Below are 12,109 nucleotides of genomic sequence, written 5' to 3' on the forward strand. Positions count from 1 at the left end.
ACCACGTCTCTTTGTCTCATTTTACCTGAAAATAATTGGTGACGGGTTGAATTCTTCTGAGCAGAATCAGTTTGCAGCCTGCGCGCAGCAACAGAGAAAACGTACACAGAATGGTGATGACACCAATTTGGATTCAGCCATGGAAAAAGCCCGAAGAGGTCAGATTCGCTACTACGTAGAAATACAATGGCCTGGTGTCCAACTCGATGGATGGCAATGGGACATTCTGGAGTCTTTATTCGATCCCACTATTCGACGCGTATTCGTCAAAGGGAACACCGGTTGTGGTAAGGGAGCTGCTGCTGGAATTGCCTGTTGCACTTACTTTCATATCTGGGACGATGCCAAAATTGTGATTACGCGAGACTCACTCAGGATGGCTCAGAAAATCGCCTACGGGGAAGTGGATAAATGGTGGAGACGAATGACGGTAAAGCCACCGGGTAAATTATTGAACTCAGGAATTTATGATCATCAACAACATTCGATTTCCCTGGCTAATCCGAAACATATTGAAGGTTTCAGAGGGGCACACTCGCCACATGTTCTTTTCTGGTTTGATGAAGCAACAGCCCCGAATCTTGAAGACAAATATAAACTAGCCAACACTCAGGCAAAAAAATTTCTGGCTCTCTCTAATCCATCCACTCTTTCGGGATCATTTCGAGATGCCTTTCCGAGTATAGAACCAGACCGTACCCAAACGATTGTGGACCAATATGGTAAAACACGCTGTATCACAGTCAGTGGCTGGGAATGCACAAATGTGAAAGAGACCTGCCTCGAACAACCTGTCGCCCCCTTGGGTGGTATCAAAATCGGAAGCAGGTTCTATTCGCATGGTACGTCGATTGAAATGGAAGACTTCGAACAATGTAAGCCCCGTATTCCCGGACAGACGTGCTACGACGAATTTATGTCGTTATTAAACGATCCGGATCCACTCATTCGTAATGTATATGCACTAGGAAAGTTTCCGGATCAGGATCCTGAGAAACAGGTCATACTCCCGGACTGGCTGATAGAGCCTGTCTCATTCTGGACACGCTGGAATCATCTCTGGCGACGTGCTACGGAAAAACAACACAAGTCTGCAATTTATCTTTTGAATCAGATTATCCCGGTCGAGGGCTTTGGACTGGATGTCGCCGCTTCCCGATTTGGAGATACCTCAGTCCTTGCCGTTGGTGGCAGGTACGGTATCCGAGCCATCCATGAATGTCAGTTCGCAGATACACAGCAGACGCTGGAGTGGGTAATCGAAACCGCACTTACATACGGAGTAGAGCTAGAACAGGGAATTGTTCCTTTGGCCATCGACTGGGGAGGAGGTTATGGGAACGCAGTCGGTGACCCTTTAAAAAAACGAAACGTGCATGTGATCGAAATTCACAGTAATTCCGCAAGTGATGTCGACACTCAAAAATATGCGAACAAACGGGCCGAACTCTACGGAGAGGCTGCAAGACGCCTTGACCCGGCGGGGGACTTCCGCATGATACCTTTCGCTTTGCCAGATAACGAGCGTCTGCGTGCAGAACTGATAGCACCTCAGAAAATATACTCTGGGCATGACGGCGAAAAATATTATATCACCCCCAAAGGACGGCGAGGTTCTGACGAAAACTATCAGGGCAAAACGTTGAGGGAAACGTTGGGGCGTTCTCCCGATCGGGCTGATGCAGTCGTCTACTGTCTCTGTGCTCTACGAGATCAATCCCGTCGAAGACTGATTGTTGTCTGATTAATTCAGCAGACAAAATGAGACATACTCCTTTATCAATCCAAGGATAGAAAAACATGTGGAACCCCTTCAAACAGCTTGCCGCACGATTCAAATCAAACCGGTTCGCAGTCGCACTGCGAACCGCGCTAGGGACTGGCCAACCAGGCAGATGGCACAGTGACCATCGAGAGGAGTCAGAACAGTTCACTGGTTGGACGTTTGTTGCGATTCGGGCAATTTGCCTGCAGGCCATGCAGGCTTCCGTAGCTGTCTACGATGACACTGTAAATCATTCCAATCAGAAATTGTTCCGACGCCACTTGAAAATGGACTCTGGATACGGACTTTCCCGAAGCCTGTATGCCGGTGAAACTGGTGCGTCCATTCCTCTGTCAAACGATCATGCGCTTTGCCAGATTCTCAAGCACCCTAATCCCACTCAGTCAGGTGCAGCCTTCCGCTATGAGCGTGTCTTACAACTCCAACTGACTGGAACAAGTATCGTCTGGAATGTGCCCAATCAGTTTGGGAAGACTGTCCAGCGCTATGTAATTCCCACCGCAATCGCATCGCCAGTTGCCCCCTCAACAGACCTTCCTGAAGGTGGATATAGAATACAGACCCCTTCGTCGCGCTATGATCTCGATTCCTATTCAAGTTACTCAAGTTCACACGGCATCCTGCAACAGGTATTGGGAAAAGTCATCCCCCTCTCACAGCTGCAGATCACGCGGTGGCCTCATCCGCTTTGCCAGGACGACGGACAGTCTCCTGTCAGTGCGGGTGCCCGCTGGATCGACTCAGCCAATCAGATCGATGCAGCTCGTTGGGCTCAGATGAATAATGGAGCCGACCCATCAATTGTCGTCACCTGCGGAAAAGATATGCGCCCAACCAGAGAAGAACTTGAAGCCGCAGCTGCGATGTTTGATCAAAAATATGGGGGTACTGAAAATACAGGTAAGGCGATCTTTACAACCGGTGAGCAAGTCGTCTCACTCACGGCCACTCCCCGGGAGATGGACTACAACGCCTCATTCGTCGAATTTAGAGATGCGATTCTGGCTTTGCATGGAGTCCCAGGAATTGCTGCAGGAATCTCAGACGGTGGAAGCTATGCCGCTTTTTACGCCAATTTAAAGCAGTTCATTTCTCTGACTGTTCAACCCATTCTGGATTTACTGGCAGAAGATGATACCGAGCACCTTGCCCCTCAGTTCGGGAGGCACCTGACCATTGAAATCGAAGCGACCCAAATTGATGATCCAGATCTGCTCGAAAAACGTCTGGCGACAGATATTCGAGCCCAGATTATCAAAGTAGACGAATTGCGGGCGATCCGTGGACTACCACCTCTTGGTCCAGAAAATGGAGGGGACCAAATTGTCAACGCCGACCGAAAGCAACCTGCTCATTCTGAATCACAAACAGAAGATTATACTACGGCCCCCAGTCTACCACCGGGAAAAAGCCTGATGGATGCATTACACCTGCGTGCCGATTCCGCATCGATGAATGGAGCAAATTAATCGGAAGTCAGATCTCGTTGCGCACCCGCCTTCTTTTGTTGCGCACTGGCGATTAGATAACTGACCAGGCAACCGCTGGCGATATTTACCGAAACCGCGGCCGGTGCAATCCATTGAAAACTGATCGGATCAGGCATATCAGAGGTGTAATTCTCGATAAAAATAGGTCCCGAAAAAGCAATCAACACGGCAGTCGTCGTTCCCAATACTGCCCCGACCAGTACGCCAGCGGGCCTGGAAAAAGGGATGAAAAGAGCGAAAAAGAAGAGACAGAAAATAGGGGTGGTCAATAAGTTCGCAGTTTTATTCGTCACAGCAGTGATGTTTCCTGGAATACTTCCCATCAATGAACTGGACAGAACCACGATGACTCCAATTCCCAGGGCCAGCAGACGTGCTGATAAAACATGTCCCCGTTCTGTTTTAGGCTTGAAACCAAATCGATCCAAAAAGTCTGTCATTACGACTGCTGTGATAGAGTTCACGCCGGAATCAATGCTGGACATGGCTGCTGCAAACATCGCTGAAACAACACACCCTGAGATTCCAACTGGAAGATGATTTGCAATGTAATGCGGGAAAAATTTATCCGCGTCTTTTTTGAGCTCCATACCGGCAGGAATTTCACTTGGAAACGCATTGAAATACCCCAGCAACGCAAAACCAACCATCGCCAGAGTCAATGACACAACCACTGAAACGGTCAGTTGGATAGCCAGAGATCGTCGTGCTGCTACTGCATCCCGGGTCGACATGAATCGCTGCACGGAAACCTGGTCTCCACACATGGTAGCGACATACCAGATCAGAATTGACAAAAATGTGCCGACATAAGTCACGCGTGTCGCCGGGTCAGTACTGAAAAATGGCTGTGTATCCCAGTTAGAGTCCCACTGCGTAGGAAACCAGCTGAAGCCCCCCAAGTGGTAAGTAATGGTGGCAATCACCAGTAAAGCACCACCAAACAATAGAATCGTCTGGATCAAATCGGTGATGACCACAGCACGTAAGCCCCCCAGGGAAGTATAAATAATGGCCACCAACCCTGTACCCAGAACAATATAGGGAATCCACTCCTCTCCGACATTCAACATGGTCGTGATCGCTTTTGCTGTCAAATAGACCAGCAACGACATCCAGATTAATCGCAAGCCCAGGAACATGACCGCTCCCAGCATACGAATGCCGAGCCCCAGTTTTTCCTCCAGAAGTTCATATGCACTGGTAACCCGACTTTTCATATATACCGGCAACATCACGTAACCGACAATGATGAAAATGAAAGGCATTGCCAGGTCTTTGACCAGATAGACGGGCCCTTTTCCCAGAATTTCTCCTGGAGTAGAGAGATAAGTGATTGTACTAAGGAGTGTGGCAAAGAGTGAAACACCGATCAGAAACGGATTCATCTGACCGCTGCCCACAAAATATTCTGAAGTATCTTCCTGCCCTCGACTGAAGTACCAGCCCAGAAATATCGTGAGAATTGCGTAAACGGCTATGATCATCCAGTCGACAGGATGCAGGCCCATGTTTAGTGGCAAGGGCTCAGCAGTTGATTCTGCTGCCGAAAGTGGAGTATTCAGAGAAAAGACGATGGACAGAGTCGCAATGGAAATAAACAATTTCAAGATGTGGTTTCCTGCTCTGAATACGAATTAAGCATCAGTGGGTAGAGTGAGCCGCAGTAGACCTGGCTTCAGGCAAATTTCTATTTCAGTATGCTGACAATGAACCCTGATTTCAATTCAGTCACCTCAAAGTTCATGGTAAATCGGGAGGATCGAGATTATGCTGATTTCTATACCGATGCGCTGATTCAAACTTTATTTGCAGGTAAAAGCAAGTTCCATTTCCCAGAGGCCATGCACCATGTCCACGCACAGTGATATCAGTTTCAGTAAAAAAAGAACCTGGAGCCACGATTTACCTATCAGTTTTCTCATGCAGCAGGGTGTAGAAAATCCGGGGGTTCTGTCACTGGCAGCAGGCCTGGTCGACCAGGGTAGCCTCCCGATAGAAGCCACCAGGCAGGCTCTGGATAGCCTGTTCACCAACCCCCAAAAGGGACTGGAAGCATTACAGTATGGAACGACAGCTGGATCAGTCGCTTTAAGAACATTGCTGCTGTCTCATTTATCTAATCTGGAACAAAAACCAGCTGACGAGTTGGGAATCACTGTGGATAATATCATTGCCACCACAGGCTCACAGCAGTATCTGTCTCTGATCGGTGAGATATTGCTCGATCCCGATGACATCTGCCTGGTTGCAGCTCCGACCTATTTTGTCTTTCTGGGTGTACTCCAGGGACTGGGAGCGCGCATCGTCTCTGTCGAAACAGATGAATTCGGTATGCGAATGGACTCACTCGAATCAACGCTCGATATGTTGGAGTCCCAGGGGGATCTAGCAAAAGTCAAGATGATCTACGTAGTAAGCGACTATGAAAATCCTTCCGGTCTCTCCCTTTCGATTGATCGCCGACAACAGATCGTCGAAATCGCACGCAAGTGGTCAAAGTCGCAACGTATCTTCATCCTGGAAGACCTCGCCTATCGTGAACTCTGTTATGACGGTCCTGTGTCACCAAGTATAAGAAGCTTCGATCCTTCTGGAGATCATGTAATTCTAACGCAAACATTTTCCAAAAGTTTTTCCCCCGGCTTGAGAGTGGGATTTGGGGTTGCCCCGCTTGAAGTCTGCGCTGCCATACGCGACAAGAAAGGAAATGATGACTTTGGATCTACGAATCTGAGTCAGCATATTTTAACTCGTGTAATGAGCGATCATTTATACTACGACCATGTTGCAGCCCTCAGAAACGTGTATCGCGAAAAACGAGACTGCATGCTGGAAGCCGCTGATGAATATTTTTCAGATATTCCTGGCGTCCATTGGGTACATCCAAATGGAGGACTCTACGTCTGGATGACCCTGCCCGAGTCAATTGAAACCGGCTTCCAAAGTCCACTCTTCGAACGCGCTGTACATGCAGAGAAAGTAATGTATGTTCCCGGCGAATTATTTTATGCTGATGACCAAGGTCTCCCGCTCGAAGAACAGCTGGCTCCACAAAAAAATCACATGCGGTTAACGTTTGGTGTTCAAAACCCGGAAGGTATTCGGGAAGGCATGCAGCGGCTGTCCAACGCCGTTAAGTCTCTTTCCTGATGTCAGTTATGAAGTAATTCGTTTGCCAGATTATTATCCCAAAGAGTACTGAATCACGAATAAGCTCAAGCGAGTTTACCGATTACGCCGATTATAGCGATAGCGTTATTTTCAGTTCAAAGACATGCGTCTTGTGTCGCTATTCAATTTCGCCAGCTCCTTCTTGGCAAGTTAGAAAACGAATGGGCATTTGTGATTCCTGCCATTCTGGTTGTTGTCGCTCTTTTGCAGTTCCTATTTCCGGAGCAGACATCCATCATTTCACTCATCGCCAGAACTTGAATTTCTGGGATTTCGCTTGCCGCTGGGAAGACACCGAAGGACTCATCTCACGTAACCTGGCACCTCATTTTCTGTTTGAAGACGATCCCGAAACTCCTTTCGTGATTTGCTTGAAACACATCCCCAGCAGTTCATTCCCCGGAACTACAAAATGCCGATTTCTGATGGAATGCCTTCCCGATGATGAGCATCCCAAAGGACTGGGCCGCTGTGGAATCTATCAAAATCGCCCTCAAACGTGCCGCTGCTTTCCGGCAAAATTGAATGCCTCTAATGAACTGGCGATCCTGTATGATATTCCTTCTAATGGTCGAGACGGCGAACCTGCCTATGACCTCTGTTCTCGACAATGGACGGCTTCTGACCTGGATCCCAATGACACGATCCAGAGCCTGGTGATTGCCAGATACGAAATGACATTCTTCAGTAAAATCGCTATGATCTGGAATCAGGCCCCCGGCGCATGGAATCAATTTCCAGATTTTATTGACCGTATTTATTCAAATCGAATTGCCTCGGAGACCCAAGAGGACACCTCAGCTGATACAGTTGGAGTCTCTGACAACTCTGAATCTCATAATCGTGCTGCCTGATCGCTCCGCAACTCCCTCGCTTTACCAAGTGCGTCAGCCCCGATTAAGCTAAGTCTTTCATCCGGCTCTCTGCTATTCAGTCCGATTAATTTGCAGATTGAGCCATCTTATTCAGCACTCTCAGATTCAAGACGACTACTCTGAATTCTCTCTGCGTATTGAAAGAATTCAGATTCATAATGATCTTACTGCCAGAGAGACTCTCCGAATGTCATGTCTCTCGTTCGTCTATCGATTCCTGCACACAGCGCAGGCCAAACCAGACACTGATCATTCACCAACTGTCTTGGAATAAAAAAAGAAAATATCGAATCGAATCTTATTGACGCCGTGGAGCCGAATCTTAAAACACTGCCCTGTCGCAAATAAATAGTTCTACTCAACGGGGCAAACTGTGAATACTTCAAATTCGGACATTCCTTTACAGACGATTCTTAAAGACCGAGAACAGAAATTCGGTTCCTTCTGCAGTTTCGCTGATCAGTCGTCTGACCTCTCACTCCTTTGTCATACTCAACCAGTCGTAGACGTACGACTGATGTCGGCGCGAGCTGTCATTAAAGGCCGCGACGCGATTGTCGCGATGAGGGAATCACAGGAGGCACTGGCCAAGACGCAAGCACTTTTGGCAGCAGCTCCTGTTCCCGCAGGTATCGCTGCAGCAACGGCAGGTGAAACTGCCGTGGCAGGCGGTGTAGTAGCAAACCACATTGCAATGAAGAGGGTTGCGAAAGAAGCTGCTGAAGAAACGGGCGAGCGGGTTGCGACAAAGGCTGGTAGTGGAATACTGGAGACCATCGGTAATATTGCTGCGAATTACTTCGGGGCACGTGGATTCGGCAGTGCAGGCAGTGCAGGCAGTGCGGCAGGTCAGACTGGAAAAGGTATCCTCAGCAGGATCGGTAGAACAACGATCGGCGGCGCCCTGCGTGGCGCTGGTAGCGGCATTGTCGGGGCTGGGAGAGGTGTTCTTCGGATGGGCGGAAGCCTGCTGGGTCGAATCGGTGGTATGTCACTCGGCGGGGCTGGCGGACTGCTGGCAGCGGGTACAGCCATAGGAACAGGTTTGATGGAACTCCGTGGCGGAGTCAACCGATTCGTCCGTGGCGGAAACTTCATCGGGTCCGGCGAAGGTATGGTTGGTCCGCAGCAGATGGGCTTCGGTGCGTACTTACGAGGTCTGAATCCATTTTCCTCCAGTGCGTCTGAGTCACCGATCCATGCAGCTACTTCAACTTACGGTGCTTTTCGCGACATGTGGTCAGCAGAGAGCGTCACCGAACGGCGTCAGGGGGAACTTGAGAAAAACAAGGTTCGCAATCAGGAGATTCGCGACCGCCAGCGGGATCAGCTGTCGTTCCGTCTCGCCCAGGATTCCGCGTATTCGTCGATCAGCCGCCAGAAAATTATGATGGGCTCGGGAACCGATCTGGAGAAGTCGAAGAAGCTGGAAATCCAGGCGGCTGACGAAGTGGAACAGGCTCGCGCCGCCGCACAGGAGAACTACCAGAAGCAGCTCGAAGCGATGTATCGCAATGAGGCGTACAACAACGAGCTGCAGCTGATGCACCTTGAGAACGTCCGAGACAAAGAGTCGCAGCTCGCCGATGTCGCCCGGACACGGCTGGGACTTCTGGAGTCCCAGAACCAGCAGCACAAGGATGCCGTGAAAACGGCTCACGAGGAACTGAAGACAGCGAAGGAGCGCACGACCGTTGCCGAGAAAGCCGCTGTGTCAGACCGTGAATCGAAGCTCGCGGAGTTCGACCGCCTCGACGAGGTTAAGAAAAACAACCTGCGGTCGATTGCGGAGAAAGTCAAAAACAATCAGGAGCTGTCCTTCCGCGAGATCAAGCAGCTCGAAGAGACGCCCTTCGGTGCCGAGATCGCCCAGAAGTACCGGGCGGGCAGATCTGCCGGTGACGCCGAAACGATCCGGGCACTCGGTGGCTTCAAGGATGCCGAAAAGAGTGTCGCCGACGCCCGCGAGGACGAAAGCAAAAAGCGGGCGAAGCTCGCGGAGTCGATCCGCAGGGAGTGGGAATCCAGGGACGCGATGGCTCAGCAGATGGCCCGCGTTCGCAGCAGCATGGAGTCGCTCGCAGAGCCGACACGATCAGCTGCTTACTAAAATACATTTTGAAAAAAGAAACCCCAGACGATGCAACAAGACGCGGGCATCTTACATGCCCTGAATCAGTTTCGACGATTTGACAACAGTGAAGTAGCGGCGGCACAATTCAGCGAGCGGATCTTCGCCTGTAATAATTGCCCCAGGCGGAGCGGTCAGCGATGCCAGACGCACGGGTCGAACTGTGCCGACTTCGCAAAACCGCAGAGCAACAGCTGCCCGGTATGGGAAGGGAAAGCACCGCCGCCGGTGCCTGCCCCCCCTGCCCCGGAGCCGCGGCGACCGCAACGCTCAGAGAGACCTGAAGCCAGACGGCAGCAGGTTCAGAACCTCGTGGTCATCTCCTGTTGCTTCAACCCCCTGTCCGATCCCAGGGTAGCGGAAAATGCGCGTCGCTTCCGCGAATCGATCAACGTGCCGGTGCAGTTCTGCGAGCTGTCGATTAACGGCGAGTTTCTGTTTGACGATTCGATCAAAATCAGCGGCGATGAATCCGCGCGTTTCATTTGGCAGAAAGAGCGGCTGCTGAATATCGCGATCGATCAACTGCCGGAAACGGTCGATGCAGTGGCAGTGGTTGATGCCGACCTGATCTTTCGGAACTGCAACTGGTTTCGCGACACGCTCCGGAGACTGGAGGCCGCCGACGTCGTGCAATGCTTCGACTCAGTCGAATATGAGACAGAGACAGGGAGCGTCGAGAAGTCTTACCCCAGTTTCGCGAGGTCATCCAAAGGCAGGCCGGGAATGCCGGGCGGTGCGGTGGCGTTTCGGAGGTCCCTCCTTGGGAAGGATGGACTCCACGAAGAGAACATTCTCGGCGGTGGCGACAGCGTGATGATGCGGCGCTGGGAGAAAAGCGGACTTAGAATCGACAGCGTGCCCGGAGTGGTACGGCACCTCTATCACGGCGACCATGGAGATCGTCAGCAGGTGAGTCGATATGAGGTCCTGAAAACGGCAGGCTTTGATTTCCAGAAGCACATCGACAGCCCCCCCGGCAAGCCGCTCACCTGGTCTGCTGTCGCTGGTGTTTCCGAAGTCATGAAAGTCGCTCGGCATTTCTTCGAGTCTCGAACTGGATGTAAGCCAGAGGGTGATTCCAAATCGGAGCTTCAGGGGCAGGCTCTCCCGAAACTGATCCCTACAATCACCGCGAGCATCGAGCCAAAAAGGCACCGGGAAACGTTCTCCTGCGATGTGATCCTGCCGTACAACCTGCCGAACTACCATTATCTGGAAGACTCAATCAAGTCGGTGCTCAATCAGAACTTTGTTGAGACGACAATTCACTTAGTCAACGACGGAATGGAGTCAGACCCCATCGGGCGGGAATACTCTCGATTGAATAATGTCAGGCTTTATAAAAACGCCGACGGCCCCGTGGGGCCATACGTCACATTGAACCGCCTGTTCGACCACCTGGAACACGATTACTTTGCAAACCAGGACTCGGACGACATCTCGCTCCCGATGCGGTTCTACAAGAGCTTTCAGGCCGTCGACCAGGGCTACCAGATCGTCGGTGGTGCGATGGAACAGTTCGTCACTTATGGCGACGACAATCGAAAAATGAAAAACGCACTCTCGATGAAGCCCTATCATTACTCGGGGATCGTGCGGTTCGGCAGCCCTTCGGGGAATATCGTTAATTCAACTGCTCTGATCAGTAAGTCTGTCTACGAAAGTTGCAACGGCATGGCCCCCTGGAAAGCAGGGGCTGACAGTGAATTCTATGAGCGGGCGATTCTGGCAGGGTTCAAGGCGGCAGCTCTGAGCGATGTAGTAGCGCTGAGAAGACTCCACAATCCGTCGCTTTCAAACGACCAGGTGACCAGCGGGCACGGCTCAGATTTCCGCGAGCAGATCAAGCAATGGACCGTCGAAAGCATTGAACGACAGAAGAAGGGACCGGATCACTCGATCGGTGGTTTAGCCAAACACCGAAACGATAAAGAACTTGAAGTCCTGAAAGGGAGATGATGTCAAACAAGATCGATCACAGCAGAACCCGCAATTCGTCATTCTATGACCAGAAGTATGGATCGGGTAATGGCTGGAAGTACAACACGGACAAAGTGACGCGCTGGCTACAGGAAAGCATAGTATCCCGGTTCGGGCTGACTCCCGGCGACAGGGTGTTAGAGCTGGGTTGCGGTGAAGGCCACCATTCCGTTCTACTGGCTTCGTTCGGTCTGGGCGTGTATGGCGTCGACTTTTCCGAGAAAGGCATCGAGGCGGCGAAGGAGAGGGGTTCTGGTGCGACATTCATCGCTGCCAACGCCCTGGATCTCGGGAGGTTCTTCGATCACGGGTACTTCGACCTGATTTTCGTACGGGGAATGAGCTGGTATCACTACGAGCTGAGCGGCATTTCCCGCATGGGGATCGACATCGAAGAGGAGACGGGCAAACTGTTTGAATTCCTGAAGCCGGGCGGCACGTTCGTGCTGCAGATCCGGACGGACTTCTCCGGGAACAAGCCGGCGGACAATGTGTTTGACTGTAGCCTGTCGGAGTTCAAAGGGCTGTTTTCTCAGTTCGGGGAAATTATCCACACTTCAAATACAGCAGGCGCGGAACTGATAGACGACGAACAGGCCGCGAAGATAAAAGGTGGGATAGTAATGGCCGTAAGAAAGCATGGCCAGGTTCTACTATAAATCCCTGATTT

General features: G+C 51.0%; 8 protein-coding genes. 7 read left to right on the forward strand and 1 reads right to left on the reverse strand.

All coding sequences use genetic code 11. The features are described 5' to 3' along the window. The first annotated feature begins 139 nt into the window (after positions 1 to 139). Both FYZ48_RS06845 and FYZ48_RS06850 read left to right on the forward strand, forming a co-directional pair. Positions 140 to 1,744, forward strand: coding sequence for a hypothetical protein (locus tag FYZ48_RS06845; RefSeq protein ID WP_149338727.1), 1,605 nt, complete (start codon positions 140 to 142; stop codon positions 1,742 to 1,744). 308 nt (positions 1,745 to 2,052) lie between these two features. Beyond that, positions 2,053 to 3,255: a phage portal protein gene (locus tag FYZ48_RS06850; RefSeq protein ID WP_242022445.1), complete on the forward strand. Its 1,203-nt coding sequence runs from the start codon at positions 2,053 to 2,055 to the stop codon at positions 3,253 to 3,255. On the opposite strand, the gene FYZ48_RS06855 is transcribed toward FYZ48_RS06850, so the two are convergent. Next, positions 3,252 to 4,787, reverse strand: coding sequence for a sodium:solute symporter family transporter (locus FYZ48_RS06855; RefSeq protein ID WP_149338858.1), 1,536 nt, complete (start codon positions 4,785 to 4,787; stop codon positions 3,252 to 3,254). The two genes, FYZ48_RS06850 and FYZ48_RS06855, sit on opposite strands and share 4 nt — an antisense overlap. A gap of 412 nt (positions 4,788 to 5,199) precedes the next feature. On the opposite strand from FYZ48_RS06855, the gene FYZ48_RS06860 reads away from it, so the two are divergent. From FYZ48_RS06860 to FYZ48_RS06880, 5 genes are all read left to right on the forward strand, one after another. After that, a complete protein-coding gene (locus tag FYZ48_RS06860; RefSeq protein ID WP_242022446.1) occupies positions 5,200 to 6,429 on the forward strand; it encodes an aminotransferase-like domain-containing protein in 1,230 nt (409 codons plus the stop codon). 131 nt (positions 6,430 to 6,560) lie between these two features. Then, on the forward strand, positions 6,561 to 7,304 hold the full coding sequence (locus FYZ48_RS06865; protein ID WP_242022435.1) for a YkgJ family cysteine cluster protein: 744 nt from the start codon (positions 6,561 to 6,563) through the stop codon (positions 7,302 to 7,304). A gap of 538 nt (positions 7,305 to 7,842) precedes the next feature. After that, positions 7,843 to 9,435, forward strand: a complete 1,593-nt coding sequence (locus FYZ48_RS06870; RefSeq protein WP_149338736.1) for a hypothetical protein — start codon at positions 7,843 to 7,845, stop codon at positions 9,433 to 9,435. A 30-nt stretch (positions 9,436 to 9,465) separates the two neighbouring features. Further along, a complete protein-coding gene (locus FYZ48_RS06875; protein ID WP_149338739.1) occupies positions 9,466 to 11,418 on the forward strand; it encodes a glycosyltransferase in 1,953 nt (650 codons plus the stop codon). Beyond that, a complete protein-coding gene (locus tag FYZ48_RS06880) occupies positions 11,415 to 12,098 on the forward strand; it encodes a class I SAM-dependent methyltransferase (protein ID WP_149338743.1) in 684 nt (227 codons plus the stop codon). The genes FYZ48_RS06875 and FYZ48_RS06880 overlap by 4 nt, the downstream gene beginning before the upstream one ends. Positions 12,099 to 12,109 lie beyond the last annotated feature (11 nt).

This window comes from Gimesia chilikensis, assembly GCF_008329715.1.
Taxonomy (GTDB): Bacteria; Planctomycetota; Planctomycetia; order Planctomycetales; family Planctomycetaceae; genus Gimesia; species Gimesia chilikensis.